The organism is Microbacterium sp. RURRCA19A (assembly GCF_900156455.1).
Classification (GTDB): Bacteria; Actinomycetota; Actinomycetes; order Actinomycetales; family Microbacteriaceae; genus Microbacterium.
Genome location: NZ_FTNQ01000006.1, coordinates 19,452 through 41,746, shown reverse-complemented (window position 1 = coordinate 41,746; position 22,295 = coordinate 19,452). Strand labels below are relative to the sequence as shown.

General features: G+C 70.7%; 20 protein-coding genes, 1 tRNA gene and 1 pseudogene. 9 read left to right on the top strand and 13 right to left on the bottom strand.

What is annotated here, in order from left to right; all coding sequences use genetic code 11:
• Positions 1 to 49 precede the first annotated feature (49 nt).
• Positions 50 to 1,192: an acyl-CoA dehydrogenase family protein gene (locus tag BW982_RS16475; RefSeq protein ID WP_076495180.1), complete on the bottom strand. Its 1,143-nt coding sequence runs from the start codon at positions 1,190 to 1,192 to the stop codon at positions 50 to 52.
• A gap of 85 nt (positions 1,193 to 1,277) precedes the next feature.
• Positions 1,278 to 2,153, bottom strand: coding sequence for a LysR family transcriptional regulator (locus BW982_RS16470; RefSeq protein WP_076495354.1), 876 nt, complete (start codon positions 2,151 to 2,153; stop codon positions 1,278 to 1,280).
• A 180-nt stretch (positions 2,154 to 2,333) separates the two neighbouring features.
• Here BW982_RS16470 and BW982_RS16465 point away from each other — a divergent pair, with 180 nt between their 5' ends.
• Together BW982_RS16465 and BW982_RS16460 are read left to right on the top strand one after the other, a co-directional pair.
• Positions 2,334 to 2,696 (top strand): carboxymuconolactone decarboxylase family protein, encoded by a 363-nt coding sequence (locus BW982_RS16465; RefSeq protein WP_076495178.1) that lies wholly within the window; start codon positions 2,334 to 2,336, stop codon positions 2,694 to 2,696.
• Positions 2,689 to 3,549 carry a sulfurtransferase gene (locus BW982_RS16460; protein WP_076495176.1) on the top strand — a complete coding sequence of 287 codons (861 nt, stop codon included), beginning with the start codon at positions 2,689 to 2,691 and terminating at the stop codon, positions 3,547 to 3,549. The genes BW982_RS16465 and BW982_RS16460 overlap by 8 nt, the downstream gene beginning before the upstream one ends.
• A 1-nt stretch (position 3,550) precedes the next feature.
• Here the strand turns inward: BW982_RS16460 and BW982_RS16455 are convergent, their stop codons facing one another.
• The gene (locus BW982_RS16455) at positions 3,551 to 4,876 is read right to left on the bottom strand and encodes a flavin monoamine oxidase family protein (protein ID WP_076495175.1); all 1,326 of its coding nucleotides are present in this window, start codon (positions 4,874 to 4,876) and stop codon (positions 3,551 to 3,553) included.
• A gap of 75 nt (positions 4,877 to 4,951) precedes the next feature.
• On the opposite strand from BW982_RS16455, the gene BW982_RS16450 reads away from it, so the two are divergent.
• Positions 4,952 to 5,584, top strand: a complete 633-nt coding sequence (locus BW982_RS16450) for a LysE family translocator (protein WP_076495173.1) — start codon at positions 4,952 to 4,954, stop codon at positions 5,582 to 5,584.
• 33 nt (positions 5,585 to 5,617) lie between these two features.
• Here the strand turns inward: BW982_RS16450 and BW982_RS16445 are convergent, their stop codons facing one another.
• The 4 genes from BW982_RS16445 to BW982_RS16430 are packed head-to-tail and all read right to left on the bottom strand — an operon-like array spanning position 5,618 to position 9,414.
• A complete protein-coding gene (locus BW982_RS16445) occupies positions 5,618 to 7,357 on the bottom strand; it encodes a choice-of-anchor G family protein (protein ID WP_076495171.1) in 1,740 nt (579 codons plus the stop codon).
• The gene (locus tag BW982_RS16440) at positions 7,354 to 8,082 is read right to left on the bottom strand and encodes a hypothetical protein (protein ID WP_076495169.1); all 729 of its coding nucleotides are present in this window, start codon (positions 8,080 to 8,082) and stop codon (positions 7,354 to 7,356) included. The genes BW982_RS16445 and BW982_RS16440 overlap by 4 nt, the downstream gene beginning before the upstream one ends.
• Positions 8,083 to 8,095: 13 nt before the next feature.
• On the bottom strand, positions 8,096 to 8,731 hold the full coding sequence (locus BW982_RS16435; protein ID WP_076495167.1) for a S24/S26 family peptidase: 636 nt from the start codon (positions 8,729 to 8,731) through the stop codon (positions 8,096 to 8,098).
• Entirely contained in the window at positions 8,728 to 9,414 is a 687-nt protein-coding gene (locus tag BW982_RS16430) for a SipW-dependent-type signal peptide-containing protein (RefSeq protein WP_254845638.1), read from the bottom strand. Before BW982_RS16430 ends, BW982_RS16435 begins: the two co-directional genes overlap by 4 nt.
• A gap of 356 nt (positions 9,415 to 9,770) precedes the next feature.
• Between BW982_RS16430 and BW982_RS18615 the strand changes: the two genes are divergently transcribed.
• Entirely contained in the window at positions 9,771 to 12,215 is a 2,445-nt protein-coding gene (locus BW982_RS18615; RefSeq protein WP_139327521.1) for a LuxR C-terminal-related transcriptional regulator, read from the top strand.
• Positions 12,216 to 12,245: 30 nt separating this feature from the next.
• Here the strand turns inward: BW982_RS18615 and BW982_RS16420 are convergent, their stop codons facing one another.
• Positions 12,246 to 13,637 carry an amino acid permease gene (locus BW982_RS16420; protein ID WP_254845640.1) on the bottom strand — a complete coding sequence of 464 codons (1,392 nt, stop codon included), beginning with the start codon at positions 13,635 to 13,637 and terminating at the stop codon, positions 12,246 to 12,248.
• Positions 13,638 to 14,112: 475 nt separating this feature from the next.
• Between BW982_RS16420 and BW982_RS16415 the strand changes: the two genes are divergently transcribed.
• The 3 genes from BW982_RS16415 (at position 14,113) to BW982_RS16405 (ending at position 16,202) form a co-directional block, all read left to right on the top strand.
• Positions 14,113 to 14,676 (top strand): hypothetical protein, encoded by a 564-nt coding sequence (locus tag BW982_RS16415; RefSeq protein ID WP_076495162.1) that lies wholly within the window; start codon positions 14,113 to 14,115, stop codon positions 14,674 to 14,676.
• Positions 14,677 to 14,921: 245 nt separating this feature from the next.
• Positions 14,922 to 15,542 (top strand): histidine phosphatase family protein, encoded by a 621-nt coding sequence (locus BW982_RS16410; RefSeq protein ID WP_076495160.1) that lies wholly within the window; start codon positions 14,922 to 14,924, stop codon positions 15,540 to 15,542.
• A 228-nt stretch (positions 15,543 to 15,770) separates the two neighbouring features.
• Entirely contained in the window at positions 15,771 to 16,202 is a 432-nt protein-coding gene (locus tag BW982_RS16405; protein ID WP_076495158.1) for a MarR family winged helix-turn-helix transcriptional regulator, read from the top strand.
• Between the two features lie 106 nt (positions 16,203 to 16,308).
• Here the strand turns inward: BW982_RS16405 and BW982_RS16400 are convergent, their stop codons facing one another.
• Complete coding sequence (locus BW982_RS16400) at positions 16,309 to 17,805, bottom strand: L-serine ammonia-lyase, iron-sulfur-dependent, subunit alpha (RefSeq protein WP_076495156.1); 1,497 nt, start codon at positions 17,803 to 17,805, stop codon at positions 16,309 to 16,311.
• 147 nt (positions 17,806 to 17,952) lie between these two features.
• On the opposite strand from BW982_RS16400, the gene BW982_RS16395 reads away from it, so the two are divergent.
• Positions 17,953 to 18,028 (top strand) — tRNA-Arg (locus tag BW982_RS16395).
• 115 nt (positions 18,029 to 18,143) lie between these two features.
• A complete protein-coding gene (locus tag BW982_RS18425) occupies positions 18,144 to 18,767 on the top strand; it encodes a hypothetical protein (RefSeq protein WP_139327520.1) in 624 nt (207 codons plus the stop codon).
• Positions 18,768 to 18,965: 198 nt separating this feature from the next.
• Here BW982_RS18425 and BW982_RS18710 read toward each other — a convergent pair.
• From BW982_RS18710 to BW982_RS16375, 4 genes and pseudogenes are all read right to left on the bottom strand, one after another.
• Positions 18,966 to 19,808: pseudogene (locus BW982_RS18710) on the bottom strand (recombinase family protein); the annotation flags it as partial.
• A gap of 333 nt (positions 19,809 to 20,141) precedes the next feature.
• On the bottom strand, positions 20,142 to 20,966 hold the full coding sequence (locus BW982_RS16385) for a hypothetical protein (RefSeq protein ID WP_139327518.1): 825 nt from the start codon (positions 20,964 to 20,966) through the stop codon (positions 20,142 to 20,144).
• A complete protein-coding gene (locus BW982_RS16380; RefSeq protein ID WP_076495152.1) occupies positions 20,963 to 21,280 on the bottom strand; it encodes a hypothetical protein in 318 nt (105 codons plus the stop codon). The genes BW982_RS16385 and BW982_RS16380 overlap by 4 nt, the downstream gene beginning before the upstream one ends.
• On the bottom strand, positions 21,277 to 22,143 hold the full coding sequence (locus tag BW982_RS16375; protein ID WP_076495150.1) for a replication-relaxation family protein: 867 nt from the start codon (positions 22,141 to 22,143) through the stop codon (positions 21,277 to 21,279). Before BW982_RS16375 ends, BW982_RS16380 begins: the two co-directional genes overlap by 4 nt.
• Positions 22,144 to 22,295: the final 152 nt, after the last annotated feature.

The window sequence follows — 22,295 nt, the reverse complement described above, 5'->3', positions numbered from 1 at the left end:
GCCGGTGTGGCGCGCGCGGCGGGGGCGGCTCCGATGACGCCGTGTTGCGTCAGACGCCGAGGACTCTCCGCCCCGCGCCGAGGAGCGCCTGGTCTTCCTGGGGCGGGTGCACGCGCGCGGAGAGGACATCGCGCAGGTGTCGCTCGAGGGGGTTGGTCCGGCTCAGGGCCGGGTTTCCGAGCGCGGCCACGGCCGCCTCGACGGCGGCGATCGCCGAGCGGACGATGAGGATCTTCGCGAGGGGCACGCGCGCGACGGCGTCGGCATCGCCCGCCACCGCCTTCTCGGTCGCCCCGTACAGCAGCGTCTCGGCCTGCACGAGCTGCGCTTCGATCTCGCCGGCGACCGTCTGGATGCGATCGGTGGTCGCGATCGGGCGTCCGAGCCCCGCCGGGACCCGGTCGTGGGCGAAACGGATGAAGAAGTCCTGCGCCGCGCGGGCGACGCCGACGTACAGCGCCGCGTGCGTGAGGCCGAGGGCACTCGCCTGGGCCGCGGGGTCGCGGTAGACCCCCGTGAAGGGGATCTCGAGGAAGTGGTCCTCGGGGGCCTCGACGCCGTCGTAGACGACGTCATGGGTGGAGCTGGCCCGCAGGCCCAGGTGGTCCCAGGTGGGGATGATCGTGAGGCCCGGTGCGTCGCCCCGCACGATCAGGTGCCCCACCCGCGGCTCCGCGTCGTCGGTCTTGGCCCACACGAGGTGGTAGTCGAGCCCGGTGCTCGCGGTGACGTAGGCCTTCCGTCCGGTCACGGCCCAGCCGTTCGCGGTGCGGCGGACCGTCGTGGCGGGGAGACCGCCGCGGGCCGGGGCGCCGAGCTCCGGTTCGGCGCGCGCCGTGTTGATGGAGACGGGACGCTCGGCTGTCTCGGCGACGACCCTCTCGTACAGGTGCGCCGGCCAGACGTCCCGGTCGATCTGGGCGATGTGCGTCGCCAGCGTGTTCGCGACGATGAGCGCCACCGAGGGATCGCCGCGACCGATCGCCTGCAGGATGCGCAGGCGCTCGAGGGCGTCGACCTGATCGCCGCCGAAACGTTCTCCGAGCACCGCCTGGAACACTCCGGCCCGGTGGACGGCGGCGAGACCGTCGGTGGGGAAGTCACCGGAACGGTCGTAGCGTTCCGCGGTTTCAGCGACGGCGGCGGTGAGGGCGCCGAGGTCGACGCGCGAGAGGGTCGGAGAGGCAGTCATGCCCCCATGCTCCGCGGGAGGGGCCGCGCGCGTCCAACAGCGATCCTCGAACCGCACCCATCGGGCATTCCGATGGGCGCGGACGTCACGCCGAGACGGCGTGGATGTGGCGTCGGACCGCGAAGAACCCGTCGAGGGAGGCCAGCGCCGCCTGCTCCACGTCGGGTTCGAGGCCCCGCCGCGTGATGAGCCGGACGAAGATGCGGCCGAGGTCGGGGAAGTCGCGCCGCACCACGAGACCGGCGGGCGCACGACCCGCGGTGGGCAGGACGGCGACGCCCAGGCCGGCACGGGCTGCGGCGATGACGCCCTCGAGACTGCCGGACTCGGCCGCGATGTCGACGCGGGCACCGATGTCGCCGAGCTCCTGGAGTGCGCGCTGTCGCATGCCGCACGGCTCGACGTACGCCACGAGCGGCACGGCCTCGCCGTGCCCCGGCGGCTGCCAGGACGGCGACGCGTACCAGTTGAGCGGCAGCTCGCCCACCTCGACGCCGGCGACGGTCGATCCGGTGTCGAGCACGACGGCGAGGTCGATGGTGCCCTTGGTCACGGCCTCCGTCATCTTGGTGGAGCGGTCGATGTGGAACTGCACCTGGCGGTCGGGGAACGCGCGCCGGAGGGTCCCGAGGAGCTCCGGCAGGATCTGCTCGGCGGCCGTCTCGGTGGACCCCACGACGATCGTGCGAGCGCGCGTGACGTCCAGACGCGCGAGGGCTTCGTCGTGGACGGCGAGGATGCGGCGGGCCTCGGCGAGGAGCTTCTCCCCCGCCAGCGTGAAGCGGGCGCGCCGGCCGTCCCGCTCGACCAGCGGCTGCTGCAGCCGCTTCTCGAGGGAGCGCACGTGCTGGCTGACCGTGGGCTGCGACATGTGGAGGGCCACCGCGGCACGGCCGAATCCCCCGCACTCGTCGATCGCGACGAACGTGCGCAGTTGGATGATGTCGAGCGTCTCGGCCATGCCTGGACGATAGACGGCCGCGCGCCCCGCCCGCTCGGCGACGGTCACGCGGGTTCACATGGCATCCATCGGGCACGGCGATGGGTGCTCATCACGGACCCGGCATTGCTCGCCCGCGCGCGGTCTTCCTAGGCTCGGACCGGTGCACCATCCGATCGGCGCCGCCACGAGGAGTGAGAGATGAGCGACTTCTTCGACCGCGAGGGAGACCGCGCCTATACGCGCGACTACAAGGAGACGACGCCGGACGTGCTCGCCGCGTTCACGGCGTTCAACGACAGCGTGTTCGCGCCCGAAGGGCGCGAGATCCCCCTGAAGTTCCGCGAGCTCATCGCCCTGGCCGTCGGCATCACCACGCAGTGCACGTACTGCATCGACGGGCACTCGCAGGCGGCCGTCCGCGCCGGCGCCTCCAAGGCCGAGCTCGCCGAGGCCGCATGGGTCGCCACCGCGATCCGCGCCGGCGGCGGGTTCGCGCACGGTCGGTTGGCATTCAAGCTGTCCGGCATCCACGACGCCGAGGCGGTGCACGCGCATGTCTGACGCCCTCGTCACCGCGACCGAACTGCGCGACGCCCTCGCCGCGGGGCGTTTCTCCGACGGCGGCCCGGTCCGCGTGCTCGACGTGCGCTGGCGCCTGGACCGCCCCGACGGGCGGCCCGAGTACCGCGCCGGGCACATCCCCGGCGCGCAGTACGTCGACCTCGACCACGAGCTCGCCGCGCACGGGGAGCCCACCGACGGGCGGCATCCGCTCCCGCCCGTCGAGGCGCTGCAGGAGGCGGCCCGACGGTGGGGCATCGACGACGGCGACACCGTGGTGGTCTACGACGACCTCAAGAACCTCTCGAGCGCGCGCGCCTGGTGGCTGCTGCGGTACGCCGGCGTCGCGGACGTGCGTCTGCTCGACGGGTCGCTCCGCGCGTGGACCGACGCCGGGTTCGATGTGGAGACGGGGGATGTCACTCCCCCCGCGCCCGGGTCGGTGACGCTGGCCTACGGCGCGCTGCCCGTGCTCCCGCTCGACGAGGTGGCCGCCTTCGCCGACGGGGCGCTCCTGCTGGACGCGCGCGCCGGCGAACGATACCGGGGCGAGGTCGAGCCGATCGACCCCCGCGCCGGGCACGTGCCCGGCGCCGTGAGCGCCCCCACCACCGAGAATGTCGGCGCCGACGGGCGGTTCCTCGACCCGGAGGCGCTGCGGGAACGCTTCGCGGCGCTCGGCGCGACCCCCGAGGTCGAGGTCGGCGTGTACTGCGGGTCCGGCGTCACCGCGGCGCACCAGGCGGTCGCGCTGACCCTCGCCGGGTTCACGCCGCGCGTGTTCCCCGGGTCGTGGAGCCAGTGGTCGAACCACCCGGAGCTGCCGGTCGCGACCGGCGCCGAGGCGCGCTGAGTCAGGCCCAGAGCTCTTCGATCGGCACCGCGCGGCCGAGCACGTTCTCGGCGGCGCGGTGCCCCGACAGCAGGGCACCGGGCACCGTCGCGGGGTCGTCGCCCCACGTGGCCTCTCCGGCGAGATGCAGCACTCCCCCGATCGGCGCGGCGAGCTCGTCGTGGTCGGGGCCGACCGAGCCGGGCTTCATGTAGCTGTACGACCCCCGCGAGAACGGGTCGTCCTGCCAGCGCGTGACGACCACGCTGTCGGGGTCGGGGATCTCCTCGCCGTACAGGCGACGCAACTGCGCCATGGTCGAGGCCGTGATCTCCTCGTCGCTCCAGTGCCGCGTGGCGACGGCGGCGGGACCGGCGGCGAACGTCAGCAGCGCCGCCTCGTCGTGGATCCGTCCCAGGTCGTACCAGGAGTGCCACCACTCCCCCTCGGCGCCGAACTGACGGATGCCATACACCCCGGCATCCCAGAACCGCTCGGGGAAGCGCAGCACCACCTTCTCGAAGGCGTTGGATGCCAGCACCTCGAGCACCCGCTGATGGGTGTCCGGCAGCGGCGGCGTGATCGCGACATCACCGGACTGCAGGACGCCGATGGGGAGCGTGACGACGGCGGTCGCGCCCCGGAAGGTGCCGCGGTCGGTGGTGACGGTCACCCCGGCGTCGGACCAGTCGATCGCGGTCACGACGTGCTCGAACCGCACGTCGAGGCCGACGGCGAGGTTCGTCGCGAGTTCGTCGTATCCGCGGGGGAAAACCACCTCGTCGCCGTTGACGGTGTCGTCATCGAGGCCGTGCGCCCCGAGGACGGACATGTGGACCCCGTACTGCTCCTCCGCACGGCGGCCGTTGTACTCGCGGACGCGCTGCGCGCGCTCGGGCGCCCAGTCGCGGGCGGCGAGCGCCTCCTCGACGACGTCGGCGTACGTGGCATCCGGAGCCGACCGGGCGATGACGTCGACCAGATCGGCGTTCAGGGCGCGGACGTCATCGGCGAACACCCGCACCTCGTCGGGGGCGAGGCGCGCGGCATCCGGCCCGAAGTACGCCAGAGGGCGGCTGTCGGGCTGGTAGCCGCCGACGGTGAACTCCGCCATCGGCATCCCGAAGCTCCGGGCGGCGGCCTCGACCGGACTGTCGTCGATGCCGTGGATCCACGACGCCCCGCGATCGGTGACGTGGTGCCCGTCGCGCTGCGAGTGCACGCGGCCGCCCACGCGGTCGCGCGCCTCCAGGACGACGACGCGACGGCCTTCGCGAGCGAGGAGCCGAGCCGCGGACAGACCCGCGATTCCGGCTCCGACGACGACGGTGTCGAACTGCTCCTGCATGACGGCTCCCTCGGGTAGACGACCGTGTCACGAGAGTAGTCGTCACGCCGACGCCCGCGGGGATACGGTGAGCGCATGATTCCGTGGGAGAACCTGGTGGCGTTCGTGCTCGCCTCCGCCGTGATCATCGTGATCCCGGGGCCGAGCGTGCTGTTCGTCATCGGCCGGTCGATCGCCCTCGGTCGGCGCGCCGGCGTGCTGAGCGTCGTCGGGAACTCCCTCGGAACGATCCCGGCCGTGATCGCCGTCGCCTTCGGCGTGGGGGCGATCGTCGCGTCGTCCGTCGTGGCCTTCACTGTGATCAAGATCGTCGGTGCGGTGTACCTCGTCTGGCTCGGTGTCCAGGCGATCCGGCACCGACGGGACGGCGCCGCCTTCGCCGCGGTCGGGACCCGGTCGACCTGGACACTGCTGCGCCAGGGGATGGTCGTCGGGGTGACGAACCCCAAGACGATCGCCTTCTTCGTCGCCGTACTGCCGCAGTTCGTCTCACCCGCGGCGGGGCCCGTTTGGGCTCAGCTGCTGGCGCTGGGACTGCTGTTCCAGGCCATGGCGCTGGTCTGCGACAGCACGTGGGCGCTCGCGGCCGGGACGGCCCGGGCTTGGTTCGCGCGGTCCCCGCGGCGGATCTCGGGGCTGGCGGGAGCCGGAGGGGTCATGATGATCGGGCTCGGCGGGGCGCTGGCGCTGACCGGAGCGAAGAGCTAGCCGCGGCGGTGATCCCTCACCGCCGCGACCCGCTCAGGGCAGGGTCACGGGACCCGCGGATCCGGTGCCGAACAGGACGTGAGCCACGTCGTCGGGGACGGCGAAGTCGGCGAGTCCGAGTCGCAGCGCGGTGACCGCGTACTCCGCCGTCGACCGCGACGTCGCCGCCGTGAAGGTCGATCCGGGCGGCGCACCGGGCTGGTCCGGCTGGACGTTGACCATCAGGGACACCACCGTCGGGAGCGCGTTCAGCACGGTGGCGAGCACGGTCACCACCGGGGCGGAGAGCGTCGACAGGGTGGCGCCGAGAGTGGTCACGCGGTCGAAGAGCTGCGTCGTGAGGAGGTTCGCCACGCTCGTGGTCAGAGCGGACCCGGAGGAGGTGAGGGTGGACAGGATCGAGGTGAGCGTCGGCAGTCCCAGGGCCGCCAGCGCCGTGTTGATGGTGGCGACGATCAGCCCCGTCGGCTGGTTCGAGAGCGTCACCCCGATCGTGGCGGTGCCGTCGACGACGGCCCCGATCGTGGCATCCAGACCCAGCTGGACCGTGGCGAGCGTGTACCCGGCGGCCGAGACCGAGGTGGTCAGGGCGATCTTCAGCTGTGCGTTCCGGATCGCGGTCCTGAGCGCATCGGTGACGTCCTCGGCCCAGTCGTCCAGCAGCGTCCCGGCCTCGGCGACGATCGCGTTCACGACCCCCGCGTTCAGCACGAGCTCCGTGTTCGGCGCCGCGTCGTTGAGCGGACCGGTGAGTCGTGCGATGTCGACCAGGATCCGCCCGCTCGCGAGATCGATCGTGAAGCCGTCGCCCTCCAGCTGGAGGCCCAGGAAAGGGGCGACCGTCGCCCCGAGGTCGAGTCCGGTGATCGTGACCGTACCCGCGAGGGTCGCCGCGGCGATCCCGGGCACCCGCAGGGCCAGGGCAGTGCGCAGGTTCTGCGCGATCAGACCGTTCTGCCCGACGAGTCCGGCGACCGCGGTCTCCAGCTGCCCGACCGTCGTGGTCACGGCACCCGTCAGCGCCCCCACCGCGGGGGCGTCCAGCACCACCCCGAGCGAAGCGATGCCGTAGTCGCGCTCGACCGTCGGCTGCGTCGGAGCGACCCCCCAGACCTGCTGCAGGAGGGCGGCGCACCCGTCGAGCTGAGAGCTCGCGGCGACCGCACCGACCTCGAGCGTCGCCGTGTCCAGCCCCACGACGGAGGGCAGCAACGCGGTGAGGTCGATCGTCGCCGGCCGCGGAAGATCGTCGTCCGGGGTGGTGTCCGAGACGAGAACGCCACCGGAGTCGTTGATCAGCCCGGCCGCGCCGGCCGCGCGCCCGCCGCTCGATCCCTGCGCCCACTGGTTGGCCGCACCGAGGGCTGCACCGGGCAGCGGAACGGCGAGTCCGGTCAGGTCCACGCCCACGATGCCCAGGGCCGTGACCTCCAGAGGATTCGCATACGTGGACGTCGGCGGTGTCGAGCCGAGGTCGATCGCGTTCGACGGGTCGGGCACGGCGGTGCCGTCCGCCTGCACGGTCAGGCGCATGTCCTCGAGCGCGGCGACGGTGTCGAGGTCGACGCCGAGCAGCTCCCCGGCGAGGAACGTGCCGCGCGAGCGGCTCTCCAGCGCCGGGCTCTGCGCGCAGTCGAGAGTGGACGTCCCGAGCGCATCCTCATGGACCCACTCGGTGTCGTTCCAACTGGCGGTCGTGGCAGTGATGCCGAGCGGCACCACGAGGGCCGCGCCCATCGACGCGGCCAGTGCCGCGCGCATCCATGTCTTCACCGTCGTCCTCCGTTCCGCGCGATCCGCAGCGACGCCCCGAGCCCGAGCAGGCCCGCGGCCAGCGCGCCCACGCCGATCAGAGCCATGGGGTCGAACCCGGTGGCCGGCAGGCGGCCCGGCGGTCGCACGGCCACGTCGTCGATCGATGTGGCCGTCAGACCGATCCCCATCCGACCGCGCAGCCCCATGAGGGCGGTGTCCCCCTGTGCTGCGGCGGAATCCTCCACGGAGAGCGTCACGAGCAGGTATTGCGGCGCCGACGGCGTCAAGGGACGCAACTCGAACGACGGAGACGACGACGTGTAGTCCTCGGCCGGTGTGGCCAGGGTCACCGCACGACTCCCGGAGGCGCAGGTGGGCTGCTCGGGCACCCCCGCCCAGGGCGAATCGCACACGTCCACCTGCACATTCAAGCCGCGAGGGGCCTCGGCGAGCGGACCGCTCTTCCGCAGCTCGAGCGCGAGGGTGGCCCGGGTGGCGTCCTCCAGACGGGCGCGGATCTGCCAGAAAGCGGGGTCGCCGGGGCTGAGATCGAGGAACTCCGCGGGGTACGGGTCGGAGGAGAGCACCAGCCGTCCCGGCGCCCCGGTGGGCGGGACGTCGATGAACGCCGCACGGGCGGCATCGGCGACGAACAGGCCTCCCGCGCCGACGAGCGCGAGGGAGGCGGCGGCGGCGAGGACCGCGCTGACGCGCCGACGACCGGCGCGGGGAGAGAGGGACATGGGTCTCCTGGGATCAGCGGGAAGGAAGCGAAGAGGGTTGCGGGTCCGCGTCGTCGGCGCGCGTCCGGACCGATGCGGGCCACAGGGCCCACGCGATCACGGCGGCGACGAGCACGGACCCGCCGAGCATGGCCACCGGCGTCTTGGCGGCGGTGACGATCGACCCCGCGCCGGGTGCGCCGACGAGGACCCGAGGGGCGCTGGTGACGACGTACGGCCGGAGGTCGGCGGAGTCGTTCGCGTCGCCGCGGAGGGTGAGGCTGCGGGCCTGCGGGTCCCCCGCGACGGGCGCGATGTCGATGATGCGATGGGTCACCTGGGCCCCGTTGCCGGGCCGTCGCACGGTCACGACGTCGCCGACGGCGAGATCGACGGCGTCGACCGTGCGGGTGATGGCGGCGGCCCCCGTGGGGAGCGTGGGGGACATCGACCCGGTCACGAAGACGATGATCCCCAGCCCCCACACGGCGCTCGCCGCCAACCAGGCGACGGTGAGGATGCCGAGGCATCCGACGAAGATGGTCACGGCATCCCGCACCCGCTCGATCGGTGCGACCGTTCCGACGGCGGACGCTCGAGAGGATGACCTGTGCCGGGCGCCGGAGGCGTGTGCGGCGATCGGCCGGGATGCCGTGACCAGATCGTTCACGAGGTGGCCACGAACTCCCAGGCCGGGGCGATGGTCCGGCCCATGTAGTCCGCGGCGTCGAATCCGGGAGCCAGCGGGATCGGGTCGGGGAGCGTGACCTCGAAGCAGTAGTACTGCACCGAGCCGGCCGCCGCCGCGAGCGACTGCGTGACGGACCCGCCGGTGCCGGACAGCGGACCGTCGGCGATGATGGTCGCACCGCCGGTGAAGGCCGAGGCGTCGCAGGTGAAGGCCGCGGTCGCGGTGGCGACGCGCACATCCAGGGCGTCGAACAGCCGGTCGCCGTCGTCAACGGTGGCGATCCCCGCCGCCGTGACGGCGGGCTGGAGCTCGACGTCGCCCGCGATCGACGCGGCTTTGGTGCGCAGCGCCACCGCGGCGTAGACGCTGTCACCCGGCGTCAGCTCGGTGCCGAGAAGCCCTGCGGCGGAGAAGACCATCTCGCCGCCGGGGTTGTCCGGCTCATCGGTCCAGGCGGCCTCGTCGAAGCCCGGGTCCGTGTTCTGCTCGATCGCGAAGGTGGAGGTCCCGACACCCGGTCCCCCCGTGCCGTCCCCGCCGAACACCCACTCGGTGTCCGTCCAGGCCGCGAGGGTGGCGGCCACGCCGACCCCGAGAGCCGCGCCTCCCGCGGCGACGGCGAAAATCCGGCGCCGGACGACCCGGTGCTTCTGCTTCTCCATGGAAACCCCCATTGGTTCAGGACCGCTCGGCCGATGCCCAGCGAGCGGGACGACCCCGCGATGGCGAGCCTCTCGGCGCGTGGAGGGCGCGCCAAGGTCCGGAGACGCGAACCAGAGCGAACACCAGTGGGATGCCGATGGGCGCTCGTCCATTCGGATGAGAACCCCGTATTTCCCGGCGACTACTGAGCCGAGAAAGTGGGTAGTCCTCCGTATCGACGCCCGACCCGGTCTGCGTGGGTGCGGCTATCGTGATGTGGGACCGATTCCACGAGGGGGTGGCAATGGGGGCGATCGCAGATTTCCGCGGTGGGGAGAGCACTCCGCGGACCGTTCGACATGCGGCGGACCCGGAGGTGATCGCGCGACATCTGGCGGCCGGGACTCCCGTGATCCTGGTCGGGCCCGTGGGGGTCGGGAAGACCGTGACGATCAGCCGCGTCGCGCACGCGCTGACGCGGCGGGAGGTCCCCACCCAGCTCGTGCGCGGCGTGGAGCTGACCCCCGAGGCCGGGTCCGCGGTGATGGAGGACCTCCCCGCGCCGGGGACGACGCTGCTGGTGGACGACGCCCACGCTCTCGACGAGCGCTCCGGGGCGACCCTCCTGCGCGCGGTGTGCCATCGCCGCGTCACGGCGTGCATCGCGGTGGAGACGCCACGGTTCACGCGCCCGGCATCCGACGATCTCACGCACTCGCTGCTGGAGCTGGGCAGCCGCGGCTTCGCACTCCGCATCGACCTCGAGCCCCTGGGAGAGACGGAGGCGTCTGCATTCCTGCGCGAGTGCGGGGCGGACGCGCTCGACGGCGTGACCCAGGACGCGCTGGTGTGGATGGCGAACGGCTCGCGCGCCCTGCTCTTCGAGTTCGCCGAGGTCGCGACCCACGCCGCGAGACATGGGCGCGATCCGCTCGCCGCCCTGCGGGAGGCTCCGATGTGGACGCGACTCGGGGACGCGGTGCGCACGCATCTGTCGGCCCTGGACGTCGAGCATCTCTCGACGCTGGTGGCCGTAGGGCGTTTCCCGGGCATATCGTCGTCGCACGCGGCCCGCATCCGCCCCTGTCATGAGGTCGAGACGCTCCGCGCGTACGGCTGCATCTGGAGAGACGATTCGGATGCGGGTGCCCTCTGGGCCAATCCCGTGCTCGCCGCCGAGGCCACGCGCAGCCTCGGGGACGCGCACGTCCGCGACATCGTCGAGGCCGCAGCGGCGCAGATGTTCGAGGCCGGCGGCCGATGGTGGAGCCCGCCGATCGCGGCCGTCGTGGCCGAGTCACTCCTGCGCGGGGATCCCCCGCCCGTCCCGGCGACCGAGGATCTGTGTCGGCGCGCGCTGCTCGACGCCGCGAGACACTCCAACGACCAGGGGCGCTTCGCGACGGCGGAGGCGTTCGCGACGACCGGGCTCGCCGGCGACCCCGACGACGGGGCCCTCCGCTTGGAACTCGCGCACGCGCGGGTCTCCGTCGGCGCGCCGCAGACGGAGAGCCCCCTGCCGCCGGTGGTCGCGTCGGAGAGGGACAGGCATCGGGCGCAGCAGATCGCGACGGCGTGGGAGATGCGCGGATTCTCCTCCGCCTCCCGCGCCCTGCATGCCGCGCTCGACCGCGGTCGCGCACCGAGTGCGGAAGAGGATCCCGCCTCCGCACGGGTCGACACTCTCGGGTTCGCGCTGCAGTGGCCGCTCGCGCGCGACGTCGCGCAGCAGACGGCCCGCACGGCTTCGGGCTCCCGGCGGGTCTGGGCGTGGCTGCGGGAGGCGTACGCCCGCGCACATCTGGGGGACGCGGACGGTGCCGATCGGCTGTCGGCTCGCATCGAGGAGTTCGTCTACGAGAGCGGTGTCGCCGGTCTCGGCACAGCGGAACGGGCGTGGGCGCTGACGGTCTCCCTGATGACGCACCTCACGCTGGGCTCCGACGTGCCGCTGATCCACGAACGGATCGCCGATGAGCGCCGCCGAGCCGCGCGGGAGGGGGATGACCGCGCGCTGGGGGTGGCCGGACTGGCCGCGTCGTTGTCGGCGGCCGTCACCGGGGACGACGACGGGGCCCTCCGCGATCTCCACGCGGCGCGGGGGCGGTTCCACCTGATCCGCAAGGACATGGCGGTGGCGGGCGTGAAGCTGCTGATCGCGCAGTTCGTCGCCGTCCGCGGCCGTATCCCGGAGGCACGACGCATCGTCGACCGGGTCTCGGGCCTCTGGGCGGACGGACCTCTGAGCCTCCGTCACGACTGCGTCGCCGCGCGGTCGATGGTCGACGCGTTGGACGAGCGCTACGACGACGCCGCCCGGGCGGCTCGGCACGCACTGTCGTTGACGACGGAGCGACCCGCACCGATGCTGCGGGTGCGGGATCTCCATCGGGCGGTGACGCTGGGGGTGGCGGAGCAGGATCTCCAGGACGAGATCCGTCGCCTGCTGTCCGGGTCCACGGCATCCGTCCGCCGGATCTGGGACGATGCGCCGGTCCCTCTCGTCGCCGGTCGCCGGCACTCCGATCTCCGGGACGCCCTCGTGCGCACGCTCGTGCCGCGCTCCGCCTCGCACCCGCCGACGGAGTCGCCCGCCGTTCCCCCGGGGTCGAGGACGACCGACGCGTCGTCGCTGACCCGGCGGGAGAGGGAGATCGCCGGTCTGATCGCCGCGGGGATGTCGAACCGCGAGATCGCCGATCGCCTGTTCCTGTCCGTGCGCACGGTCGAATCCCACATCTACCAGGCGCGGGCCAAGGTCGGCGCCCGGTCCCGCCGCGACCTCGGCGACCGTGCGAGCGACCGCGGGACCTTCCCCTGATCCTCGGTGCCGTCGCACGCGCGTCGGAGATCACTCGCGCGAGTCGACGAGCGCTTCCTCGTCCAGCGGGACCGGGCGCGCGCCGCGGCGGCCGTAGCGCACCCAGAAGTACGCGTAGCAGAGCAGGACGAACGGGATGCCGAAGTACAGCGCGGGCGCCTGGGCGGGGTCGAAGGCGATGGCCACGATCGAGGCCGTCAGCAGCACGAACGCCAGGATCGGCACCGCCGGGTAGAACGGCGTCCGATAGGCCAGCGCGGACAGGTCGCCCCCGCGCCGCAGGAACTGGCGGCGGTGGAAGAACTGCGCCGCCACGATCGACATCCACACGGCCACCGCGGCGAAACCGGCGATCGACACGAGCACGAGATAGACCGTCTCGGCCGCGATCACGCTGGAGATCAACGACACGAGTCCGATCGCCAGGCTCACCAGGAGCGCGACGATCGGGATGCCACGCCGGGTGAGGCGCGTGAACGCGCGCGGCGCGTAGCCCTCCTCGGCGAGCGAGAAGAGCATGCGGGCGCACGAGTAGAGCCCGCTGTTCCCGACCGACAGCAGTGCCGTGATCACGACGAAGTTCATGATGTCCGCCGCGTAGGGAACGCCGACGTATTCGAAGACGTCGACGAAGGGGCTCGAGCTGAGACCGGCGCGCTCGTACGGGAGGAGCGCGGCGATCACCGTGATCGAGAGCACGAACAGCACCAGCAGCCGCAGCACGGTCGAGCGCAGTGCGCGCGGGATGTTGCGACCGGGGTCCTTGGTCTCGCCCGCGGCGACCCCGACCAGCTCGGCGCCGCTGAAGGCGTAGAACACCGCCAGCGAGGTGATCAGCACTCCCCCGAGCCCCGCGGGCAGCAGACCCTCGGGGGTCAGGAAGTTGCTGAACAGCACGGCCTCGTGGGGCGATGACGACAGCGGGGTGAACCCGAAGATCGCCAGGCCGCCGAGCACGATGAGAGCAACGATCGCCAGCACCTTGATGAGCGAGAACCAGAACTCCGTCTCACCGAACACCCGCGCCGAGATGGCGTTGAGGGTGAACAGCACCGCCGCGAAGACGAGACACCACACCCAGACGTCCACGCCGGGGAACCACCGCTGCATGAGGATCCCCGACGCGGTGAACTCCGACCCCAGTGCCACCACCCAGCACAGCCAGTACAGCCACGCGGTCGCGAACCCGGTCGCGGGCCCCATCGTGCGCGCCGCATAGACGTGGATGGACCCCGAAACGGGGTAGACGACGGCGAGTTCGCCCAGGCACACCATGACCAGCCACACGACGAACGCGCCGAGCAGGTACGCGATCACGGCACCGAGCGGGCCCGCCTGGTGGATCGTGTACCCCGAGCTGAGGAACAGTCCCGACCCGATGACCCCGCCGAGCGCGATCATGACGAGATGCCTGGCATCCATCGCGCGCCGCAGAGTGCGCGGGGGCGCCGTCGCGGCAGGGATCTCGGTGGGCAGGGCGGACGAACCCGGGGAGGTTGTCATGTGGACTCGCAATCGTGGAGAGACCGGGAACCGGGGCTCGCACGGCCGACCTTTCGACCCTCGGCCCGAATCGCGGCGCACGTCAGGCTAACGGATGCCGGGAAGCCCTCGGCCGAGGAGCCGGAGACGACCTGCCGCGCCGCGTGGACCGGGGCGGAAGCGAACCACTCCCCCGATCGCAACGGGCGCCTTCACCGGGCTTGTCCAGAAGGCTCACACCCGGCACCCAGCGGAAGATGAGAGTCGTGCCATGAAAGCGCTCCCAACTCGCGAGGCCGGTTGATCCGAGCCGGTCGGCGGAGAAACGTCGAATGCAACGCGTCCCGCACAGACGACGGGGCGGTCGGCAGAACGAACGACGGATCCTCGGATCCGCACGACGATCGGAGACATCGTGACCGACAGCCAGACCACCGCAACCGAGACCCGCTCCCCCCGCCGTCGACGCCGTCTGCTCGGGGGAACGGCCGCGTCCGTCGGACTCATCACCGCGATGCTGACAGCCGGATCCCTCCCCGCTCAGGCCGCGTGCGAGGAGTCGGGACAGTGGCTGTTCAGCCCGGAGACGAAGAGCGCGGAGTCGCTCGTGTCGGCAGGGCCGCCGCAGTCCAACTACAACGGCACCGGATCGACGGCGTCGACGACGTTCAGCGCGCAGGCCTCTGCGACGGTGGAGGCGAGTGTCAGCGGAAGTGCGAACGTCGGCCTGGATGCCAAGCTCGCGAGCATGTCCGCAACCTACGGCACGTCGTTCTCGGCGAGCCTCACGGCCGGCCTCGGCAACGACATCACGATCGACATCCCGCCCGGGCAGACCGGCAACGGACAGTACGGCGTGTACACCGTCACGGTGACGGGCACCGAAACGCTCTACGGTCCGTCGTGCGAGGCCGTCGAGAGTCGCACCTCGACCATCACGTCGCCGGTGCGGGTCGGCTGGAACACCTGGCTGTCGTGACCGGCACAACGGAACTGATGAAGCAGCTATGAAGTCACGAAAAGATAACGGCATCCCCTTCCGCTCCGTTACCTCACCGTTATAGAGTCATCGCACGGTGGTTGTTTTGCTGTGGCAGCCACCGACATGTGATTGCAGGACACTCTGGTGCAGGGAAAAGGGCCGGTCGACACTCCTCGACCGGCCCTTCGTCCGCTCTCGGCCCCGTCGGCGACCGCCGGGTCGGAACGCGGGAGGATGGGCACGTGAAAGACGAGGATCTGACCGACCCCGACGGGCGCCTCGTGCTCGTGCGCCACGGCGAGACCGAATGGAGCCGCACCGGCCGCCACACCGGGCTCACCGACATCCCGCTCACCGAGACCGGCGCGTACAAGGCCGAGCTCGCCGGTACGTTGCTGGCGACACGGCACTGGGATCTCGTCCTGACGAGCCCCCTCGAGCGTGCGGTCGAGACCGCGGCCCGCGCCGGCTACCCGCAGGCCGAGATCGAGCCGCGCCTCGTCGAGTGGGACTACGGCGCCTACGAGGGCCTCACGACCCCGGAGATCAGCGCTCGGCTGGGCCACGACTGGACCATCTGGCAGGCCGGCGCCCCCGCGGGCGCCACCCCCGGCGAGACGGTCGCGCAGGTCACGGCCCGCGCCGAGTCCCTCCTCGACGAGCTGCGCCCGCGCGTACGCGCCGGCGAACAGGTGCTGCTGTTCTCGCACTCGCACTTCCTCCGCGCCCTCGCGGGCACGTGGCTCGGCCTGACGGCCGCGGGCGGGCGCTACTTCGTCCTCGGCACGTCCGCCGTCAGCGAGCTCGGGTTCGAGCACGGCTCCGAGGTCATCACGCAGTGGAACCACGTGCGCGGACGCTGAGCCGACGCGCATCACGAAAAGGTCACGGAAACCTCTTCCCTTCCGTTACCTCACCGTTATAGAGTCATCGCACGGTAGCTGTTTTGCTGTGGCGGTTACCGACATGTGATTGCAGGACACTCTTGGTGCAGAGGGCCGGTCGGATGCCGCTTCGACCGGCCCTTCCTGTATTCATCGACATGGACGTGGCTCCGCCCCCGTCGGGTCGGGACGCCCTACCCTGAGTGCATGACCGATCGCCGCCTCGCCGTCCGCGCCTGGGAGAGCCTGTTCCGCGCGCAGCACGAGGTGTTCGAGGATCTGCGCAATGACTTCGAGGGCACGGAGCTGTCGCAGGCGGAGTACGACGTGCTCCTGACGGTGACGCGTCGCCGCGGGATGACCGCACGCCTCCGCGACGTCACGGCGAACATGCTCATCAGCCAGCCCAGCGTCTCGCGCCTGGTGGAGCGCATGGTCGCCCGCGGCCTGCTCACCAAATGCGCGGACCCCGAGGACGGCCGCGGCTCGCTCGTGACGGCGACCGAGGCCGGCGCCGCGGCGTTCCGGCAGCTCGCCGCCGCGCACGCGACGTCGATCGCCGAGCGCATGGCGCGACTCGACGACGCCGAGCTCACCCAGCTCCACGCGCTGACGGCGAAGCTCCGCGACACGCGCTGACGCGCCCGGCGTTTCGCGGGTCGAGTGTCCAGGACACGCCGTTCCGCGCGCGCCGCATCGGCGTGTCTTGGACACTGGCGCGCGGTGCGACGCCGACCACCCCGCGTCAGCACTCGATGACGTTCACCGCGAGGCCGCCCTCGCTCGTCTCCTTGTACTTCGTCGACATGTCGATGCCGGTCTGCCGCATCGTCTCGACGACCGTGTCGAGCGAGACGTAGTGCGTGCCGTCGCCGCGCAGAGCCAGGCGGGCTGCGGTCACCGCGGTGGACGCGGCGATCGCGTTGCGCTCGATGCACGGGATCTGCACGAGCCCGCCGACCGGGTCGCACGTGAGCCCGAGGTGGTGCTCCATCGCGATCTCCGCGGCGTTCTCGATCTGCCGGTTCGTCCCGCCCATGACCGCCGTGAGCCCGCCCGCGGCCATGGCGCACGCGGAGCCGACCTCGGCCTGGCATCCGCCCTCGGCTCCCGAGATCGAGGCGTTGTTCTTGAACAGCGACCCGAGGGCCGCCGCCGTCAGGAGGAAGCGACGGATGCCACGGCGCCGGTTCGCCTCGGCGACCTGCGCGTCGTCCCACCCCGATGCCTCGGCGCGCGTCGCGGCGTGCCCGTGGAACCCGAGCAGCGCGCTGCCGACGAGCTCCCCGTGCGGGGTGACGGCGTTCCCCACGCCGAGTCCGGAATCCGCGAGGAAGCGCCACCAGTACATCGCCACCGCGGGGAGGATGCCGGCCGCCCCGTTCGTGGGAGCCGTCACGACGCGCCCGCCGGCGGCGTTCTCCTCGTTCACGGCCAGCGCGAAGGCCCCAAGCCACTCCCCGGGGAGCTCGCGGTGCCCTTCGGCCTGGATCTCCTCGAGCTGCGCGCGGATGACCGACGCCCGCCGCTTGACCTTCAGGATGCCGGGGAGCACGCCGTCGTTCTGCAGTCCGGCGTTCACGCAGGAGGCCATGGCATCCCAGATCCGGTCGAGCCCCTCGGCGATCTCCTCGTCGGAGCGCAGCGCCTCCTCGTTGCGCCGCGCGGCTTCCGCGATGGTGATGCCGTGCTCGTCGCACAGCGCGAGCAGCGTCGCGGCGTCGGTGTAGGGGAACGGCACGGGGGCTGCGGCGACCCGCGGCGGCTCCCCGTCCCGGCGGATGAACCCTCCGCCGACGGAGTAGTACGTCTCGTCGGCGAGGATCGCGCCGCCGGCGTCGCGCGCGAAGAGCGTCATCGCGTTCGGGTGTCCGGGCAGCCGCGTGCGCGGCGCCAGCACGATGTCACCCTTCGAGAACGGGATGCCATGGCTCCCGGCCAGCGCGAGCGTCTGCCCGTCGGGCCAGTCCGACCACGCCCGGCGAACGGCATCCGGCTCCACCGTCTCGGGCTCGAGTCCCTGCAGGCCCGCGACGACGGCATCCGGTGTGCCGTGCCCGATCCCGGTCGCGCCGAGCGACCCGTACAGGGCGCAGGAGACGGATGCCACGCGGTCGAGCGCTCGGGTGGAGCGCAGGCGTGCGGCGAATTCTGCGGCGGCCCGCATGGGGCCGACCGTGTGGGAGCTCGAGGGTCCTACACCGATGGAGAACAGCTCGAACGCCGAGACGTAGGCGCTCATGCGATCAGCCTACGTTCGGCGCGTCTTCATCGCCTCGTCACGCGCTCGCCACGCCCGGGATGCGTTGCCTCCGGCGCCGATTAGACCTCGACGCGGGTCCGGGCTATGCTGGACCACGGCCTGCGCGCCGTTTCGCGCGGAGGCCCTGCGCCCGTAGCTCAATGGATAGAGCATCTGACTACGGATCAGAAGGTTAGGGGTTCGAGTCCCTTCGGGCGCACCATAGATGGCTTACTGCAAATGCCAACCGTTTCCGCACGGTCGGTCAGTAGGGCCGGAATGAAATCATCAAGCAGGCCACCGGAAACGGTGGCCTGCTTTGTTTCACCCACGCCTGCGTGACGCTGTGCTTCAGCGGTGGCGAGTTCGCGGGCGAGAACGTCGTCACCGGTGTCCTCGAAGACGCTCCAGCCGCGTTGGGAGGCGAGCAGTTCCCGCATCGGGGTGTTGAGCTCGTCGCCGACTACTTCTTCGTTCACGACATAGACGTGCCTGAAGATCGCCTGGTTGAGCATGCGCCTCGTCTGGTCGCTTGCGTAGCGGTACAGCTCGTACGGCTGAGTCAGCAACTCCAGGTGAGCGTCGATGTACGCCATGCCAGGCGCGATGTCGTCCGTGACGGAGGCGAGTTCGACTTCGAGTTCCTTACGCTGCCGAGCGATATCGCGCAGCTTGCTGCGGACGCGAGAGGTGTCGATGCCGCCGTCTGCGGCGAGGTCGATGAGGTTATCTTCCTGGGTCGCGAGCCGTTGCAGCTGGGTTTTCGCTTGCTCTTGGAGCATCTTCTGCGCACCGATCTGGTCGTTGACGGCGGCCTCCATGAGGGTGCGGACGGCCTGGACGAACTCCGGCCGGAGCGAGAGCGTCTTGTAGTGCCGTTCGACGGCTTCCTCGATGCGGTCGATATTGGAGTATGGGGCATCGCAGGTGTGGTCTTGCACGCCGCGGCAGAAGAAGTATGAGTAGGTCGCCTTCGTCTTGCTGTTGACGTGCATGAGGATCATGCGGCGGTTGGTGTCGGCTTCGAGTCGGCACCGCCCGCACCAGATCGTGCCCTTGAGGTAGTGATCGTGCTTGCGTCGGCGCTCGCTGGAGTAGCCGCGCGTGTCGAGCAGTTCCTGCACGCGGTCGAAGAGTTTCACGTCGATGAGTGCTTCGTGGCGACCCTCGTAGTACTCGCCCCGATACCGCACCTCGCCCAGGTAGTAGCGGTCGCGGAGCATCTGGTGGATCTTGGAGTCCGAGACGGGGCCGGCTGGCCAGCGGGCGGTCGCCCTGGTCAGGAGTCCCCGGTCGGTGAGCTCGTCGGCGATGTCCTGGAAGGTCATCTGGCCGCGGGCGTAGAGGTCGAAGGCGAGCTTCACGAACGGTGCTCGCTCTTCGTCGACCGCGATCGTGTTGATCTTGCGCCCCTCGATGTTGTCGGTGACGTTGAGGTAGCCCAGCGGTGCTCGACCTAGCGTGCCGCCGTTCATCGCCTTCTGCCCCATCTTGTAGGACACCTCGGCGCCGTCTTTCGCGCTGCGGTACTCGTTGAATGCAGCCAAGAGTCCGTGCATGAGCTGCCCGACCGGGGTCGCGTCGATGGATTCGGTGGCGGAGATCAGGGTCACGCCGCGCTTACGGAGGTCGGCCATGACGATGGCGTCGTCGATGCGGTTGCGGGCGAAGCGGCTGAGGTCGTGGACGATGATCGCGTCCACGTCGTGCTGGCGTGAGACGCGCTCCAGCATCGCCTGGAAGGCGACGCGCTTAGTCATCTCGGTCGCACTGCGTCCGGGTTCGACGTACTCGCCGATGACGGTCAACCCGAGTTGTTCCGCTTTGCGCGCGCAGGAGATGCGCTGCGCGGGAAGCGAGATGCCCTCGGGGTCGTAGTCGGTGTCGACCTGGCCCTTGCTTGAGACGCGGAGGTAGAGCACGGCGCGCGTGCCTTTCGGGAGGCTGGACGGCACCAGCGGGTTATCGCTGGTGATGCTTGCGACGACCTCGTCCTCGGTCATCTCGATCTTGGCGCTCCGCAGTGGTGGCGGGGCGGTCAGGAACGCAGCGGTGGTGTCGAGTTCGGGCATGCTCATCGTTGCCCTCCTTCCGTGTCGGTGAGGGCTGCGACCGCGACTGCGGCGAGCTTTCGAGAGAGATGTGGTGGAGTGTGCGCCCCCGAGTATCTCGGGCCGGGACGCGGGCCCGTAGTCTTGAATCGCGACATGCGGGGTGTGCTCCGTTTACCCTCTAATTTTACCGCCTTATCTGGCTTTTCCTGTTGTGGAATCGGCAACGGCCGCTGTCTGCCGTGGGCGAACTCGGCTGGTCCGCGAATCTGAGGTGGCGGGCCGCTATCTGATGAAGACATGGAGCACCTCCTTGCCTTCGACGACGTCGTAGATGCCACGGAGCCGCTCCATGAGCGGTTCGTAGTTCCAGTCGAGGGCCTCGGGTTCGACGGCGTTGTCGATGCACCAGTCCGCGAGGCTGTTCTCCCAGTCCTCGAGTGGGCTGAGCGCTCGCAGTGCGGCGTCCTCGTCCCGGTAGGTTCCGGCGAAGGCTTCGTGGAAGCTCTTCATGATGTCGTCTGTCCCGACGTTGACGTCGGGCAGCGACAGGAACGCTTGCAGGGCTTCGTCTTCGGGGAGTTGGAGCGTCGTGAGCAGCTCGATGAGTTCGTCCTCGTGGCCGCTGTGCCAGCTGGCGGGGATGTGGACGGTGAAGCGTTGGCCTGCCACGGGCACGCTGGTGCGGATGAGAAGTTGGTCGAGCTTGGGTGGCAGGTGCTCGTTCATGAAGCGACGGCCGGATCCCGTGCCTTTTTGCTGGACGAGGTACGTGCCGAGCCAGTCGATCATCTCCTTGATGACTGTGCCAGCGCGTTCGTCTCCGTAGAGGTCGAGGTACTCGTCGCGAAGCGACAAGTACGATCCTTCGCCGGTGCGGCCGAAGCCCGCCAGCGCGCTCTCGCGTCCATAGGCGCGGCCGAGCACGTGGGCGATGCAACGAGCGGTCGACGCATCGATCTCCCGCCCCTCAGCATGTGCTTCGGCGATCCCGTCGACGACGAGCTGCGCGAAGCGGTTCGTGGCGCTTTCCAGGCGCCGCCAGTCCGGCGTCTCGCGTTGCTGTGCGGGACGGGGTTCTGGGGCCATGTGCGGTTCGTGTTCGCTCATGAGCGGCGCCCTCCGCTGATGATGTAGCGACCAAGGGCGTCGACCCAGGCTTCGCGTTCCAGCGGTACTTCGACGTCGCCGAGTTCGGCGAGTGCCTGGTCGGCGATGAGCTCGCCGGTGCTTGCAAACTGGTGCAATGCGGTGTCCGGCCCGCTGTGCATGGTGGCGGCGAGGAGCCGAGCGATGCCCTCGTCGATGTCGGTGCTGTCGCCGTCCGCCCAGTCCTCGAGGATCCGCAGCGCGGTCTCCGCTTGGTCGAGGCTGGCCGGGACGATCTTGTCGATATCCAGCGCGAGTTGTGTTGATGAAGTCATGGTGTGGGGTCCTCCTTTCGAGGGAAGTGGTTGGTGGTGGGCTCGTAGGGAGCCAGGGTGCCGAGCGTTTCGTGGGTGGTGACGACCGTGAACAGGTCGGGATCGAGAGACCTGTGGGTGGCGATGCCGGCGCGTAGCGACGCGGCGCGCTTGTTGTCCGGGACGATCCAGACAACCGCCGGGAAGAGGCCACGGGCGCGCTCCTCGCTGCCACCCAGGTAGGCGCGCTGGTAAAGGTCGCACTTTCGGCGGATGGCGGGCAGGTGCTCGGTACCGAGGTCGACCTCGACGAACGTGTGCGTCTCGGTCTGGGTATCGGCGGTGACGATGAGCAGGTCAGGCTTCAGTGCCAGGGCGGAACCACCCGCCTGGAAGCTGCGCCAGCAGTCCGGCTCGGTCTCCAGCTCCAACACCTCGTATCGGCCGGAGCGGGCGTGCTCCAGAACGGTGATCGCGGCGTCGGCGACGGCGAGTGTGTGTGAGATGAACACCGCTCCGGGTGTGCCGAACTTGCGGCGGTCCGGGTCTCCTCGCAGGGCGCGCAGGAACCGTTCACCAGCAGGTGCGAGTTGCCAGATGGTGGCGCTCGACCCGTGGTGTGGGCCACCGATCCGCCGCCCGACTCGTTCGATGACGCCGAGACGCTGGAGTCGGGTGAGCACGCGGTTGGTGGCGCGAACTGCTGCGAGTTCGGTCGCGTGCTTGCCGAGTGGGGTGACTCCGAAGTGGAGGCGCTGGAGCTGGCTGCTTCGGAGCAGCCGGAACCGCTCGAGGTCGTGAAGCAGTGCGACGTCGCGCTCGGTGAGGTGCTGCTCGAGCTCACGGATGCGGCTGGGCTTCCAGGTGCGCGGAGTGTCGGTCATGGCCGCCTCCGGATGCGGGAAGGCAGTGGAACCATCCCTGCAAAGCAGGGTGAGTCCCCGCCCGAAAGGGGCCGTACGGGCCTGAAAGGGGCGGGGTGCGAGGCACGTTGCCGGATGTGAGTGGACGGCCGAGCGGACGGGCGACCGGACGT